The 14,479-nt window shown below is 62.9% G+C and carries 14 protein-coding genes; 6 read left to right on the top strand and 8 right to left on the bottom strand.

Features of this window, described 5'->3' with window-relative positions; translation table 11 throughout:
- Positions 1–18: 18 nt before the first annotated feature.
- The 4 genes from LX16_RS26305 to LX16_RS26290 all read right to left on the bottom strand — a co-directional run bounded on the left by LX16_RS26305 (position 19) and on the right by LX16_RS26290 (position 1,828).
- Complete coding sequence (locus LX16_RS26305; RefSeq protein WP_147144680.1) at positions 19–225, bottom strand: hypothetical protein; 207 nt, start codon at positions 223–225, stop codon at positions 19–21.
- Between the two features lie 51 nt (positions 226–276).
- Positions 277–702: a hypothetical protein gene (locus tag LX16_RS26300; protein ID WP_147144679.1), complete on the bottom strand. Its 426-nt coding sequence runs from the start codon at positions 700–702 to the stop codon at positions 277–279.
- An 80-nt stretch (positions 703–782) separates the two neighbouring features.
- The gene (locus tag LX16_RS26295; RefSeq protein ID WP_211354791.1) at positions 783–980 is read right to left on the bottom strand and encodes a DUF397 domain-containing protein; all 198 of its coding nucleotides are present in this window, start codon (positions 978–980) and stop codon (positions 783–785) included.
- Positions 977–1,828, bottom strand: a complete 852-nt coding sequence (locus LX16_RS26290) for a helix-turn-helix domain-containing protein (protein WP_158645752.1) — start codon at positions 1,826–1,828, stop codon at positions 977–979. The genes LX16_RS26295 and LX16_RS26290 overlap by 4 nt, the downstream gene beginning before the upstream one ends.
- A 152-nt stretch (positions 1,829–1,980) precedes the next feature.
- On the opposite strand from LX16_RS26290, the gene LX16_RS26285 reads away from it, so the two are divergent.
- Positions 1,981–2,295: a hypothetical protein gene (locus LX16_RS26285; protein ID WP_147144677.1), complete on the top strand. Its 315-nt coding sequence runs from the start codon at positions 1,981–1,983 to the stop codon at positions 2,293–2,295.
- Between the two features lie 62 nt (positions 2,296–2,357).
- Here the strand turns inward: LX16_RS26285 and LX16_RS26280 are convergent, their stop codons facing one another.
- From LX16_RS26280 to LX16_RS26270, 3 genes are read right to left on the bottom strand one after another with little or no spacing between them, the layout of a single operon-like run.
- The gene (locus tag LX16_RS26280) at positions 2,358–3,869 is read right to left on the bottom strand and encodes a type I restriction-modification system subunit M (protein ID WP_147144676.1); all 1,512 of its coding nucleotides are present in this window, start codon (positions 3,867–3,869) and stop codon (positions 2,358–2,360) included.
- Complete coding sequence (locus LX16_RS26275; RefSeq protein WP_147144675.1) at positions 3,866–5,197, bottom strand: restriction endonuclease subunit S; 1,332 nt, start codon at positions 5,195–5,197, stop codon at positions 3,866–3,868. The genes LX16_RS26280 and LX16_RS26275 overlap by 4 nt, the downstream gene beginning before the upstream one ends.
- Positions 5,194–8,733, bottom strand: coding sequence for a type I restriction endonuclease subunit R (locus tag LX16_RS26270; RefSeq protein ID WP_211354790.1), 3,540 nt, complete (start codon positions 8,731–8,733; stop codon positions 5,194–5,196). Before LX16_RS26270 ends, LX16_RS26275 begins: the two co-directional genes overlap by 4 nt.
- Positions 8,734–8,978: 245 nt before the next feature.
- Here LX16_RS26270 and LX16_RS26265 point away from each other — a divergent pair, with 245 nt between their 5' ends.
- Entirely contained in the window at positions 8,979–11,075 is a 2,097-nt protein-coding gene (locus LX16_RS26265) for an AIPR family protein (RefSeq protein ID WP_147144674.1), read from the top strand.
- Positions 11,076–11,110: 35 nt separating this feature from the next.
- On the opposite strand, the gene LX16_RS26260 is transcribed toward LX16_RS26265, so the two are convergent.
- Positions 11,111–11,545, bottom strand: a complete 435-nt coding sequence (locus tag LX16_RS26260; RefSeq protein ID WP_147144673.1) for a hypothetical protein — start codon at positions 11,543–11,545, stop codon at positions 11,111–11,113.
- A gap of 587 nt (positions 11,546–12,132) precedes the next feature.
- Here LX16_RS26260 and LX16_RS26255 point away from each other — a divergent pair.
- From LX16_RS26255 to LX16_RS26825, 4 genes are all read left to right on the top strand, one after another.
- Complete coding sequence (locus LX16_RS26255; protein ID WP_147144672.1) at positions 12,133–12,624, top strand: GbsR/MarR family transcriptional regulator; 492 nt, start codon at positions 12,133–12,135, stop codon at positions 12,622–12,624.
- A gap of 49 nt (positions 12,625–12,673) precedes the next feature.
- Entirely contained in the window at positions 12,674–13,879 is a 1,206-nt protein-coding gene (locus LX16_RS26250) for a cytochrome P450 (RefSeq protein WP_147144671.1), read from the top strand.
- 5 nt (positions 13,880–13,884) lie between these two features.
- Entirely contained in the window at positions 13,885–14,079 is a 195-nt protein-coding gene (locus LX16_RS26245) for a ferredoxin (protein WP_147144670.1), read from the top strand.
- A 115-nt stretch (positions 14,080–14,194) separates the two neighbouring features.
- Positions 14,195–14,368 carry a hypothetical protein gene (locus LX16_RS26825; RefSeq protein WP_158645751.1) on the top strand — a complete coding sequence of 58 codons (174 nt, stop codon included), beginning with the start codon at positions 14,195–14,197 and terminating at the stop codon, positions 14,366–14,368.
- The last annotated feature ends 111 nt before the right edge of the window (positions 14,369–14,479 follow it).

Raw genomic sequence — 14,479 nt, 5'->3', positions numbered from 1 at the left:
ATCTCGCGGCATCTCACGTCACTTGCCATCTCTCCGTGCCTTCCGGTTGTTGAACATCCGCGAGCCCCACTCGACCACGAGCGTGGTCACGATGACGGTCGTACCGACTTCGTCATTGGCACCGGCCTTGCCTGAAGCCGCGCCCTTGAAGGACGACGTTATCGGTGGCGGCACACCGACGGTCTCGTAGGTGCCGCCAGGCGGAGGCCGATAGGCGTCGCCCATGCCGGAATGCGCCTTGGTGGTGGTCTCTGCCTGCTTCTTGAGGTCGCCGGCCTACCTGATGGCCGCGCGAGCACCTCTGGCGAATCGGTTCCGGGACTTGTCATCGTCGTCCGAACCGGCGAGTTCCGCGCGATAGTCCTTCGGCGCTTCGCCGGGCGCCGTCAAGGGCGCACCCACCATCGCGACCGTCGCGGAGGGTCCCGAAGGTCCAGACCCGGACGTTAAAGTCTTCAGCCCCTCAGCGGCGGTAATGAGTTCCTCCAGCGTTAGCTTTGCTGCCGCTAGCTGCTGCTGGGCCTGTTCCGCCATCGCCTTCAACCGCTGCGATCCTTCGGCCAGCCCGTGAACCGTCAATGCGGCGAACAGGCTCGACAACTCGTCCGCCATCGCCTTCGTGGCATCGATCGAGCCGGCGACCTCGTCGATCTGGGACAGGTTGCCCTGCGCGTGGTCAATGAGCTCGTCCAGTGAGGCCATCAGATAGTGGTCTCCTCGCGTAGGGGGTAGGCACCACACCGTAGCCACCACTGTCGATTACGCGAGATCGCAACAGTCTCTCAGGCTCGGAGCGAAGCCAGGAGACCCTGCCAGTCGGTGCGATCCATGACGAGCATGCCACCGGCCGGAAACTTGCTGTCACGGGCGGCGATCTGGGTGGAGTACGCGGCAACCTCGACACATGTTCCGTTTTCGGCGGTGTAGCTGCTCTTGCGCCAGGCAACATCCGGGTGGTGGGGCGACACGTGGAATCTCACTTCAAATCCTTCCTCAAGCGAGCGATGAACTCCCTGGTCTCTTCAGCGGTAAGCGCTTCGGCCGCGGTATGACTGGCCGCAAGCTTGTACGATCGAATCTTCGTCTCATCGTGAATAAAGACGGCTTCGTCATACAGCTCGCGGTATGCGACTCCAAACGAACCCGCAAAATCCAGAATCGCATACTGTCCCATCGACGTCGCCGGATGCAATCTACGGTCGGACCGCAGGACCTGCAGGTGGATATTGGTTTGCTGGCTGAGTTCCAGCAAGTGATCGCACTGTTCAATCATCGTGCTTGAACGTTGAGCACGCCGATGGAAGGCCGCCTCCTCGATCACGACATGGTAGTCAAGAAGTGGTTCTTGGGTGAGTCGAGCAGCTCGCGCCATCCTGAGTTCAACGAAGGGTTCTACGTCGTCACTACGCACGAGAAGTGCTTGTGACGTCAGTTCATTGGCATAGGCAGCGGTCTGCAGCATGCCTGGAACAAGTACCGGCTCGTAGGCGAAGACCGACTGTGCCATGCCTTCAAGCCCGAGGTAGAGCGCCAGCCAATCCGTGACCACTGCGCTCCACTCCGCCCACCAAGGCTGGCCCTGTGCATTGAGCAGAAGGCTTTCCAGCAAGCCCCGTTCCGCTTCGGTCACTTTCAACACGTCGAGGACGCGCTGAAGGTCCGTGGAGGAAGGAGCATGCTTTCCCGTCTCCCAATGGCCGACCTTGGCGCGGGTCAAGCCAGCGGAGTTGGCGATATCTGCAAGCGTCCTACCGGTTCGCTCCCTGAGCCGAGCGAGTTCACGTCCGAACAACCATCGTTGCGCGGCAGGATCACGACGTATCGCCATACCAAGGCCTCCCTTCGAAAGTACATCCTTCACCACGCGCAACGCGCCGATCGGAGTGGACCACTGTCGCCAACACGACAGTGTGCTTAGCGCGCTCATTAGACATCTAGCCTATGCTCGTTATCACGCCTTTACACTCAAGAGGGGGAGCCATGTCTGAGTTTGAGCGGATGCCGATACCCAACCAAATCCCAGCTTTCCGGAGTTCTGCGTGGGATGTGGAGGTGGAGCGGATGGTGCGGCGGGCGGCGCCGGCACGGTTCTCGGTGGTGGGGCACGATCCGGCGAAACGGGACTCCACGGTCCTGGCGTGGGGCTTGGACTACGGCGACGGTGAGGTGATCGTGGACTCCGCCCGCGACGACCGCCGCTGGTCCGTCACCGACCCCGAAGCCGTCTTCAAGTACTTCCCCCGCGCACCCACCGACGGCCTACAGATCATCTGGATCGACCCACCGACGGACTGACGGGCTTGGGTGGTTGGCGGCCCAGCTCCACCGGGCCGCCAACCACCCAAGCCGCAAAGGCTTCATTCCTCAGCGGGCGACATCTCGCCGCGATCCGCTTTGGCCTTCTGCAGGGCCTGGGCGATGGCGGCGAACTCGCTGATCGCCGCTTCCAGGTCTTCCACGATCTCCTGGGCGATCACTTCGGGCGGCAACAGGCTGTCGGCGTCGTCGAGTGACGGGTCCTTCAGCCAGGTGATGTCGAGGTTGGCCTTGTCACGGGCAACGAGCTCGTCGTAACCGAACGGCTTGAACCGATCCGACTCGACCCGCTTGGACCGATCATCGGCCCGAAAGCAGTCGACGAAGTCCTGCAGGTGTTCACGCCGCAACGGGTTCTGTTTCAAGGTGAAGTGCTGTCCGACCCGGAAGTCGTAGACCCAGAGCGTCTCGGTCCACGGCTTGCCCGGCCGGGCCTGCCGCTTGTCGAAGAACAACACGTTGGCTTTGACGCCGCCGGCGTAGAAGATCCCGGTCGGCAACCGCAGCAGGGTATGGACGTCGAACTGGCTGAGCAGTTGCCGCCGGACCTTCTCGCCGGCGCCGCCCTCGAACAGCACGTTGTCGGGCACGACCACGGCCGCCCGGCCTTGTATGTCCAACATCGATGCGATGTGCTGGACGAAGTTCAGCTGTTTGTTGGTAGTGGTGGTCCAGAAGTCGTTGCGGTTGTAGGAGATCGATTCCCGATCGGCTTTGCCGTCCTCGCCGATCACGGTAATGGAGGACTTCTTACCGAACGGCGGATTCGCCAGCACGATGGAGGCGTAACGAGTCGGTGGCTCTGCGAGCGCGTCCTTGACGTCGATCAGTGTGGCGCCGTTGGGTTTACCGATGCCGTGCACCAGCATGTTCATCGCCGCCAACCGGGCGGTGCCGTCGACCAACTCGGTGCCGTGAATCGCCGTCGTGTTCAAATGCTCCCGCTGATCGGCGGTCAGATCGTCGTGATGCCTCGCGATGTACTCGTGTGCCTCAAGCAGAAAGCCGCCAGTACCGCAAGCAGGGTCGGCGATTGTGTCATCCGGGCCCGGCCGCACACAATCGACGATGGCCGCGATCAACGACCGTGGCGTGAAGTACTGGCCCGCACCGGATTTGATGTCCTCGGCGCTCTTGGCCAACAACTCCTCATAGGCGTCGCCCTTGACATCGGTGCCCTGCCGAGACCAGCTCTGTTTACCGATCAGGTCGACGATCAGCCGCTTGAGTTTCGCCGGATCCTGAATCTTGTTCTGGGCCTTGCGGAAGATGACCCCGATCGTACCTGGCTCACGCCCGAGCTCGGCCAGGGTGTCACGGTAGACGTTCTCCAACTCCTGAGCGTCCGCGTCCAACAACTGCTGCCAACGGTCGGCAACCGGCCTCAGCGACTCGTCCGCATTGATTACTCGCTCGGCCCGCTCGTGCGCCATCTTCAGGAACAACAGGTACGTCAACTGCTCGACATAGTCGATCGTAGACACACCGTCGTCACGCAGCACATCGCAGTAGTTCCACAGCTTCGCGACCAGGCTGCGGGTGTCGCTGCTCAAAACAGGGTCTCCTTCTCGGGAACACCAACGGTGTAGTCGGATGCCGGACGCTTCGGTTTCCTTGGTGCACGAGGTGGTTTCGTTGTGGCGGCACGCTCAGCTTTAATACGATCCAACAACACCGACGCCGGTTCATCATTCGGGTCCTGCGGCACGAGCCGCCCGGCGAAGGCCTCGGTGAGAAGTGAGCGGCGAAGGCAATCCGACCGTCGGCGAGCCATGTCAAGCGCAGCCCTGAAATGTTCGACCTCATACAATCGCGTTGCCACCTCAGCGGTGATCCTGCGCTGTTCTTCGATTGGCGGCACAGGAAACTCTACCGACTTCAGGCGGGTAGCCGAAAGGTGAGCGATGTTGGTCGTGATTCGGACTTCCCGCAGAAACCGACCGGCGTGCATATGGCGCCGAAAAACCAATAGCGCCCACTCCGGCAAGACGTCAGGTCCGGCTTGGAATCGAATCAAACTGTTCGTGAATGCCACTTCACGCGGGGATCCTCGATACATTGCAGGACGGCCAAGATATTCCGGGCTCTGCCCCTCATTCAACAGCACATCCCCGGGCAGCAACCGATACTTCTCAAAAACCTCCGGCGGGAAGTTCATCTGCATGAGATCGGTCTCATCAATCCGGTCCTCGAATACGTTCGCCACACGCAAGTACTTCTTCATGTGCGAGCCGGTATGCCAGTCCGGGTGCCTTGCTCGCCCCAGCTCCACCTTCCCGGCTTCACCAGTAGTAATCATTCGCCAGCCAGAGGGCAACTCAACTGGAATAGCCGATACGATGATTCGTTTGCGGAGCTTCTCAACCCGCTTGACCCCCTTATCGAGGCCGTACACTGCTGCATCGAGCCGCGAGAGATGGTCCTCCAGAACCTCGACTATCCGCCGCTGTTCAGCCAATGGCGGAAGCGCGACATCAACCGATTCAAACCTACTTCGGGTCACATGCACCATTCCGGAGCCGTGGGCCGTTTCGGCCAACTTAGTCAACAAATATTTAATCAAGTGGTAGTGAAACCGTTCGTCAATTTTGGAATCGACCTTGAAAATATGCTGGTTCAGCACTGCCTCCGGCCCACGCCAGATAAAGGCGTCCAAAGTCGCAGCCCAGGAAACCAGCAGCGCCCCAGTGCTGACAATGTAACGACTCTCGATTTCACCATCAAAATGATTGAACTGAGAATTCGTCCGCGTCAAGTTCTGTATGCGGATGATTGGCCTTCCTTGGCGTGACCATTCTGAGCGCTTAAACCCCCTTCCGTTGATGTAAGCTCCCAACTCCCCCAGTGTCGTTCGTGCCCATCCCGGTGGCAGCTCGGTCACGCGACCAGTCCCCTGTTCAGCTCGATGATGACGGCTTCGGCACGATCGTCACCGAAGGCGTGCAGGAATCCGTCGGTGCCACCGCGCTCGGAGAAGGGTACTTCGTCCAGGGTTCCCTCATCGAAACCGGCATCCCGGGCGATGACGTCCTTGATACGGGACAGCCACCACCGCTGTTCCTCGGTGAAGGTCACGCCTGCCTGTTCCTGCCGGGCAAGCCAGTTGACGAACCTGTCGTCAATCAGTTCGGCGTGCGGCACGGGCAGCCCGTCCGTCAAGCCCAGTTCATGGCGGATCAGCATGATCAGATCGGCCGGGCCGTGCCGGACACCCGGTCGCACCGCGACCTTGCCGAGCTGCTCGTACGCCGACCAGATCACGTCCGGCGTCCATCGATGCGGTGGGCGGGCGATCCGAGTGGCCAAGTGCTTCAACTGCTGCCGCACCACCTTGCCCTGGGTACCTTTCCGGTAGGTGAGTTCAAGCAGGGCGATCTCATCCCGATTCTCCTCGACATACGCCCTGAACCCATCCGCGATCTGCTCCGGCGCCGAACCCCGCTCCACACCGCCGGCGTCCAGCAACCGGTCGAAGTTGACCTCGTCGTAGACGACATCCTTGGACTGCCGGATCTCCAGCAGCCGATTTCGGAACTCCGGGTTGGCCAACGGCCGCGACGCCTCCGTGATCAGATCCTGCTCCCCATCGGCACCCGCCAGCCGCGCGCGATCGACCTCCTCGGCGTCGTCACAACGGTTCAAGCTCGTCACGACCTCCGCGAGACTGTGACCCGCCAGGTCCTCCAACTCGGTGCGCTCGTCAGGGGTGAGTCGACGGTCGAGCCGGCTGATTCGGCTGGCAAGGGTCGTCGCCTCGTCAAGGCTCAGCGTCAAGGTGCCCGCCTTCCGCAGTAGGGCCTTCAAGCTGATCTGCTTCTCGGTGTGCTTGGCCATCGGCCTGGCATCGACCCGTGGCGAATCGGTGACGCCGACGGCGTCCACGATCACGAAGTGGTCCTTGACATCGATGTCCGGGGTGACCTTCTGCAGCTCGGCCGGGGCGAGCGTACGGGTGCCACGACCCTTCATCTGCTCGAACAGTGCCCAGCTCTTCACCTCGTTGAGGAAGAACACACACTCCAGCGGCCGGATGTCGGTGCCGGTGGCGATCATGTTGACCGTCACCGCGATCCGCAATTCCGGGCTGTTGCGGAATTGCTTGATGAGGCTCTGCGCGTCCTTCTGCCGATAGGTGATCTTCTGACAGAACTCGTTGCTCTCGTCAAAGACCTCACGGACCATGCCGACGATCTCCTCAGCATGGTTGTCATCCACAGCGAAGATCAAGGTCTTCGGAACGACCGTCCTCGGTGGCCGCCCCGCGACCGGCGGGAAGATATCGGTGAACAACCGTTCGCGGAACGTCTCGATGACGGTGCGCAACTGCCCCTTGCTCACGACCTTGCGGCCGAGCTGGCTGGAGGTGTAGTCGAATGCGTCGTCAAGTTGTTCGTATCGTTGCCGCCGGGTGGTGCGGTTGCGCATCGGCACGACCACACCCGGCGGAATCTGCGCGCCGTTCTCACCGATCTCGGTGCGAATCCGGTACACCTCGAAGTCGACGTTGACGCCGTCAGCGACCGACTCGGCGTAGGAGTACTCGCTGACCAGGTTCCGTTGAAAGAATCCGAAGGTCTGGGCAACCGGCGTCGCCGTCAGCCCGACCTGGAAGGCGTCGAAGTACTCCAAGACGGCCCGCCACTGACCGTAGATCGAGCGGTGGCATTCGTCGATGATCACCACATCGAAGGTCTCAGGTGGCACCGAGGCGTTGTACCCGACCTCGGCGGCACTGTCGCGTTCGTAGGACTCCTCGTCGTCAACCGCATCCAACGGGGAGAGCTGCCTACCCTTCAACATCGAGTACAGCCGTTGGACGGTGGTGATGACGACGCTGGACGACTCGAGCATGTCCGCCCCGGTCAACCGCTGTACGTTGTACAACTCGGTGAACTTCCGGCCGTCGTCACGGGTCTGGTAGGTGTGGAACTCCGTTTCGGCCTGTTCACCCAAGGTGTTGCGGTCCACGAGGAACAGCACCCGCTTGGCGCCACCGTACTTCAATAGGCGATAAGTCGCGGTTATGGCGGCGTAGGTCTTGCCTGCGCCGGTGGCCATCTGGATGAGCGCCCTCGGCTTGCTCTGCCGAAGCGAAGCCTCCAATCCGGTTACCGCGCGAACCTGGGCATCACGCAGACCTTCACGCACCAGCGGGGGCAGCCCCTTGTACAGCCGAGCTCGCATGGTCTGCTCATCCGTCGCCGCCTTGTCCGCCTCACGCATCCAACGGGCGATCGTGTCAGGCCGGGGGAAGGAGAACACGTTGCGTGCCCGTGGCTTGGGGTCGAGGCGGTTGGTGAACCGGGTCTCCACCGCGGTCGTCTCGTAGCGGAATGGGAGCGGGTCCCGCCATGCCTGCCTCCGCTGAGAGGCCTTCAGCGTGCTGGCGTATCGACCGGACTGTTGTTCAGCTGAACTGAGGGTGGTGCCCTCGCGCTTGGCCTCGACCACACCGACGAGCCTGCGGTTCACATAAAGTAGGTAGTCGGCGGGGCCGCTGGCGGTGTTTACCTCACGAACCGCGACCCCGTCTGCGGCGAACATGTTGACTTCATCTTCGTCCTTCACCTGCCAGCCGGCGGCCCGGAGCATCGCGTCGACCTCCCGGCGCACCTCCCGTTCGGTGCGGGGCTGCCGAGACGCGATCTGGCCACGATGGATGAGGGTGTCTCGCTCCTCGACCGTCGGCTGCTTCGCCGCCGCCAGCTTCGCGTCGAACGAGTCACTCAGTTCCTGTGCGCGCTCCTCCGCCTCTTGAGCCAGAGCGATCAATCTCGCCCGGTCACGCTCCGCCTGTTCCAGGGCGTGTTGGGCTTCCCGGAGCGCCCGGGTCTCCGCTTCGAGTTGGCTGGTCTTCTGGTCGTACGTCTCCAAGACCTCGGCCAGACGGTCTTCATACCTGGCGAGCTCGTCCCGGAGTTCGGCCAGCGCCAGCCGGTCCGCGTCATCCGTCGGCTGCGGGCCGCTGACCGGTTCGGCCGGCGGCACGAAGGCATATGTCTGGTCGTCCTCAGCACGCAGTGCCCGATCGATGAACGTGCCGATCTCAAAACACAGTTTCAAGCAGCGAAGTGCGGCACGGACGTTGCCGTAGTGGGTGTGAACCGCCTGATTGCCATCGTTCCGGACCACGTTGAAGGCGTCGTAGATGTCGCGACCAAGGACGCCCGCCTTGTTCAACAGGTGAATGCGTTCGACCTGGCTGGCCTTCGGCTTAACCGGAACTCGAAGCCGCTGCAAGAGCAGCTTCGCCGCGGTCTCACTGAACCGGCGGGTCTTACCCATCGCGGCGTCCGGATCGCTATAAACGTACGACTCGGCCGCCGCACCGTCGAGCACGAGCAGCGGCTCATGGTCGTACAGGAACCCGAAGTTCTGAGAGTGGTCGGCAAGCAGCCTGATCCGGTCGTTACGCAAGCCCCAACACCTGTCTACCCGTGTCTATCGAAAGCCTTCAATCATATGTGAGGCAGACCCCCTCGTCACGTCACAATACGGTAACGCCCGAGTGTGAACAGCGAGGTAGGTCGCGGCCCGCCACCAGGTGATCACGCTTCAGTCGTTTCAGGGGTTGCGAACCGAACCACCTCAGGGTGAACATTGGGGTTGAGCGATGCGGCGGCGCTCGTTCATTTGGGGCACAGCGGATACAAGGGGCTGCGATGAAGCAGATGTTCGTGCGGCAAGTTCGTCAGGCACTGGAGAAGGACTTCACCGACCTCATCCATCTCGAGGATGTCAAACCGCTCCCTGCCGAGCAGCAGGTTCAGCACTTCCGAACCCGCGCGCTGACTGCCCTGACCGTGCAGCACCTGTTGGGATGCACACCAGAGGTCGCCGCCAGTTACGTGATCGACGGCAACGACGACAACGGAATCGATGCGGTCGCGATCGATCTAGACACTGCGCACATCTGGCTGGTGCAGACCAAGTGGAGCGACGGCGGTACCGCGAGCCTCAAACAGGAGGCGGCCATGAAGCTCGCCGAGGGGTTCCGGTTGCTGAGCGACGGTAAGCATCAGGCCTTCAACTCCCGCTATCAGAAGTTGGTCAACGGAATCGACCAGGTGGTGGACGATCCGAACATCAAGGTGAGCTTCGTGCTCGCGCTCATGGGCGATGCCAGCGTCGCGGACGCCGCACTACGCCCACTCGAACGGGTCCGCGACGATTTCAACACCTTCTCCTACGATCCACGTGCCGACATCCACGTTCTACGGTTGCCCGAACTGCATGGAATCGTCCGTGCCGGGATCGACGGCCAACCCATCGACCTCAAGGTCCTGCTGGAAAACTGCGGACAGGTGCCCGCCCCCTACGCCGCCTACTACGGTTCGGTTTCCGCCGATCAGGTGGCCGTCTGGTTCACGGAGCACGGCGAGCGGTTGTTCAAGAAGAACATCCGCACCGGACTCGGCCGGACCTCCGTCAACCAGAATCTGATCCAGACGCTGACCGAGGAACCGCAGCATTTCTGGTACTTCAACAACGGCATCACGATGCTCTGCGAGCAGATCGAACGCACCGGACGTGGACGGCTCGCGGTCGGCGGATTCGGGGAGATCATGCTCCGAAACGTCTCGATCGTCAACGGCGCTCAAACCGTCACCGCCATCCATAGCGCGTGCCAGGAGTCCGAGGATGCGCGCAACGCGCTGGTGTGGATCCGGATCATCGAGACCGCAGAGAACGGTACCGCGTTCGCCACCAGGGTCACCGAAGCCACCAATACACAGAATCGAGTGCTCGAACAGGACTTCGCCGCTCTGGACCAGACCCAACAGAACCTCAAAGTCGCGTTGGAATCACGGGGGCTGGTGTACCTGGTGCGACGCGGCGAGCAGACACCGGCCGACGCCGAGGGATGCAACATCGAAGAGGCCCTATTGGCGCTGGCTTGCACCGGAAACAGCATCGAGTTCGTGTGCCTGGCGAAGTCGAATCCGGATCGCCTGTGGGACCGCTCCGGCAACGGCGCCTATCGTCGGTTGTTCCCCAGCCGTATCACCGAGCTCAAGCTGTGGCGTTCCGTCCAACTCTATCGCGATGTGCTGGCGCGGATCAAACAACGGTTGGGCGATCTCGATCATCGGGGCGAATCGCTTGCACGACACGGCGACCTGCTCACCGCGCATCTGGTCGCCGGTCTCCTCGACCAAAGCAAGATCGACCAGGAAGGCTTCGATTGGGACGCCGAGGTACTCACTCGGGTACCCGAACTGACGGACGCCGTGTTGAGCCACGTCATCCAAGGCGTTGATGAAGTATGCGGCCCAGGCAGCTATCCGTCAGTGGTCTTCAGGCGTGAAGACCGCTGCGCCTCGATCCTTGAATATGTGAACCAACGCATGGGGAAGGGAACTCCCATACCCCCCGTGTTCGCGTCGCGAAAGAAGCAGCGGCCGAAGCGCCAGGCCAAGGCCACCACTCTTCTCATCCAGCACGGCCTGATCGAGGAGGGTACCCGGCTCGAATTCCGTGCCCAGACCAAGCGCGAACGTCAGATCCTTACACGATGGCTGGCACAGGATCCAGCACGGTCACGCGCCACCTGGACCAACGACAAAGCACGACCCCTCATCTGGGAGGTGGACGGACGAAACTACGCACCAACAGGACTGGTCCAGCACATGCTCAAAGAGGCCGGCCAGGGAAAGCCTCCGGCTCTGCAGGGCACGAAGTACTGGTATCTATCCGGCCGGGGATCTCTCGTTGACCTCGCCGCCTCGCATCAAGGAGACCTCGACGTCACCGGCTGAACCGTCCACAACGCACGGCTGCAACTGCGAACCCGTCACGCGGCGGGGGTCGTGGCGAGGGTGGTCCAGTCCTGGGCGGCGGTGGTGAGTAGGTGTTTCATCAAGGGGCGGCCGTCGACGCGGACGATGTCGACGAAGGTGGGGCAGTCGCGCAACCGCACGCCGTTGCCCAGACACATCATGACGCCGACCACCTGTAGTGCCCGTGCCGCCATGACCATGTCCGTCGTGCCTGGAACCGGCAGCGACCCGACGAGTTGCCGGACGAACTCTCGTTCCACCCCGGTCAATCCCGTCGCACGTGTGAGCCATGTGTTGACGATCTCCGCCCCGCGGAGTAGTGACCGCGCCGTCTTGGCGATCCCCTCGCACCGCGGGATCGGCTGGTGAACGACACGGATCCAGGATTCGCCGGTGGTGGCGAAGGCCGCCTGTCGTTGGACTTTCGGGATCAGGTCGCGTCGCTGCATCCGTCGAACCTGGTCGACGGCCAGCTTGAGCTCGCGCGCCCGTGCCTCCTCTTCAGGCGACCTGCGCGGGCTCGGTATCTTGGGCGGCCGCGGCGTGGCCGCCTTTCGCGAGGACCCGGCCGGCGCCGTCCGTGTCCGACGGCGCGGCGGCTTGTCGCTGTACCCCGGGATCCTGACCGGGCCGCGCTCGCCCTCCGGCAGACGTGGCAGGCCCTTACCCTCATGTTTGTCGCACTCTGCGTTCTGCCACGTCACGCGGTTCTTACAGGCATACCCGTTCGGCTTCACCCGGCGACAGTCGATCCTGCGTCGCCGGTCGGCTCCCTTTCCGACCATCCATATACGGCAACACATCGAGGCGTCGCGAGTCCACCCTCGATCGTGTCGGATCAATGACAGTACGCTCCACTTGGGGAAGTCGATTGCACTCGCCCGAAGGCGATGAGGAAGGAGAAGTGGCCGTCAACACAAGGGGATGGTTGTCGGACAACGCTTCCGCGAACCGGCATTCCACTTGCGGCTGTTGGCACCGTGCGTTATCGTGTGGTACGTTCAGTAGGCACTGAACGTACTGAAGGCGGAATACGATGACGGAACTGTCGATCCGGGAACGCGAACTGGTCGGGCGATTCGGCCTGTTCACCGAGATGACCGGCGGACAACGCATCCCCGGGATGCTGGTCGGTTATCTGCTCATCTGCGCACCCGAGGAGCAGTCCATCACCGAGATCGCCACCGCCCTCAACGTCAGTAAGGCATCGGTGAGCACCGTGATGCGGCAACTGCAACAGGTGCGCGCAGTCGAACGTGTCCCGGTCGCCGACTCCCGGCAGCACTACTACCGCCTCACCGGCAACTGGATCGAGATGATCCGGGCCCGGTGGAGGTTCCTGGACGCGGGACGCGACCTCGCCGAAGCCGGAATGGCCGTCGTCGCGGACGATCCCCGGCGGCGTGAGCGGATGCGGGACTTCGCCGACTTCCTGTCCTTCCTGGTCGAGGAACTCGGCAATGACCTCACCGCCCGTTGGGAGGCCTACCAAGCCAAGCGAAAGGCAGAACGCGAAGCGCCGCGATAGCGGCAACGGCGCTTCGTCCGGTCACCGAGCCGCAGATGTTGGAGTCGCCATGTCGACCGTCGACGTCCCTCGTGGAGTCCCACTGGACCGTCCCAACCCGTTCGACCCCTCCACCTCCCTCGCGGAGATCCGCGCCACCCGACCCGTCAGCCGGATGATCTTCTTCCCCGACGAACACCTCGGCTGGTTCGTCACCGACCACGGCCTCGCCAGGCAGGTCCTGGCCGACACCCGGTTCAGTTCCGCCTCTCTGACCCCCAGATCGCCGGTCGACGCACCCTTCCTGTTCAACAAGGTGCAGAAGGTACCCGTCGACCCCGGCACGTTCATCCGGATGGACCCACCGGACCACACCAGACTGCGCCGCAAACTCACCGGCGTCTTCACCGTCAGGCGCATGAACGAGTTGGAGGACCGCGTCTCCCAGATCGTCGACCTGCACCTCGACGCCATGGAGTCGCAGCCACGACCGGTGGACCTGGTGAAACACTTCGCGCTGCCGATCCCCTCCATGGTGATCTGCGAGCTGCTCGGCGTGCCCTACGAGGAACGTGAGCAGTTCGAGGCCCGTACCCGCCACATGTTCTCCCTCAGTACCAAGCCGGAGGACCGGCTCTCGCACATGAAGGCGATCCAGGGCTTCATCGCCGCGCTGGCGGTCGGCAAACGCAGCGACCCCGCCGACGACCTGCTCAGCGACCTGACCCGCGACGAGGACCTGACCGACGACGAGCTGGCCGGCATGGGTTTCCTGCTCCTGGTGGCCGGCCATGAGACGACCGCGAACATGCTCGGACTCGGGACGTTCGCCCTGCTGGAACACCCGGAACAGGCCGCACTGCTGCGGTCCGAACCCGAACTGATGCCCAAGGCGGTCGAGGAACTACTGCGGTACCTGTCGGTCATCCACCTGGGGCCGCGGCGCGAGGCGATCGAGGACATCGAGTTGGCGGGCCATCACATCAAGAAGGGCGAACAGGTCCTGATCTCCGTTCCCGCCGCCAACCGGGACCCGGCCAAGTTCGACGATCCCGACGTCCTGGACGTCACCCGTAACGCCACCGGTCATCTGGCGTTCGGACACGGTGTCCATCAATGCCTCGGTCAACAGCTCGCCCGGATCGAGATGCGGACGGCGTTCGACGCACTACTGCGCCGTTTCCCGACGCTGCGGTTGGCGGTCCCGGCCGAGGAGGTGCCGTTGCGCACCGACATGGGGATCTACGGCGTCCACTCGCTTCCGGTCACGTGGTGAGCGCGATGCGTATCCACGCCGACCGAGAAGTGTGCGTCGCGGCGGGGATGTGCGCCCTCACCGCGCCGGACCTGTTCGATCAGGACGAGGACGACGGGCGGGTGATCGTGCTGCGTTCGGACCTCACGGACCACGACGTCGAAGCGGCTCACGAGGCCGTGGAACTGTGTCCCTCGGGGGCGTTGCGTATCACCGGCTGAACGGTTCCGGCCCGTCCGACGGTGGACGGGCCGGAACACACACGATTCACCGCCCCCGGCCGCCTGTATCCGCTGCACGAGGCTCTGCTGCTCCCCCTCGACCTCTTTCCACACCTTGTCGAGGGCGGTCTTCAAGCCCTGCAACACCGCTTCGGGGCTGGAACCGCTGATCTCCTTGTGGATGGTCTCGGTGATGGCCGCGGCGTTGACGAGGCTTCCGGCCACCGAGGGCGGACCGATGCGGCTGATCAAGGCCGGGCAGGAGGTCGGGGCCGCGGTTCGGCAGTAAGGAGGGCTCCGCGCCGAACTGGTCGCCGGTCGGTTGCTCGGGTTGAGCGCGGCCCTCGCCCTGCACCGGCACGACGGCGCGTCCGGATTCGCCACACCCGAACTGATCGCC

This window comes from Stackebrandtia albiflava, assembly GCF_007994225.1.
GTDB lineage: Bacteria > Actinomycetota > Actinomycetes > Mycobacteriales > Micromonosporaceae > Stackebrandtia > Stackebrandtia albiflava.
This window is presented reverse-complemented; position numbering and strand designations above follow the sequence as displayed.

What these genes read in the sequence shown, in the direction of transcription:
- LX16_RS26305 (WP_147144680.1), bottom strand. Translation starts at nt 225, where the DNA reads ATGGGCGACGCCTATCGGCCTCCGCCTGGCGGCACCTACGAGACCGTC.
- LX16_RS26300 (WP_147144679.1), bottom strand. Translation starts at nt 702, where the DNA reads ATGGCCTCACTGGACGAGCTCATTGACCACGCGCAGGGCAACCTGTCC.
- LX16_RS26290 (WP_158645752.1), bottom strand. Translation starts at nt 1,828, where the DNA reads ATGGCGATACGTCGTGATCCTGCCGCGCAACGATGGTTGTTCGGACGT.
- LX16_RS26285 (WP_147144677.1), top strand. Translation starts at nt 1,981, where the DNA reads ATGTCTGAGTTTGAGCGGATGCCGATACCCAACCAAATCCCAGCTTTC.
- LX16_RS26265 (WP_147144674.1), top strand. Translation starts at nt 8,979, where the DNA reads ATGAAGCAGATGTTCGTGCGGCAAGTTCGTCAGGCACTGGAGAAGGAC.
- LX16_RS26260 (WP_147144673.1), bottom strand. Translation starts at nt 11,545, where the DNA reads ATGCAGCGACGCGACCTGATCCCGAAAGTCCAACGACAGGCGGCCTTC.
- LX16_RS26255 (WP_147144672.1), top strand. Translation starts at nt 12,133, where the DNA reads ATGACGGAACTGTCGATCCGGGAACGCGAACTGGTCGGGCGATTCGGC.
- LX16_RS26250 (WP_147144671.1), top strand. Translation starts at nt 12,674, where the DNA reads ATGTCGACCGTCGACGTCCCTCGTGGAGTCCCACTGGACCGTCCCAAC.
- LX16_RS26245 (WP_147144670.1), top strand. Translation starts at nt 13,885, where the DNA reads ATGCGTATCCACGCCGACCGAGAAGTGTGCGTCGCGGCGGGGATGTGC.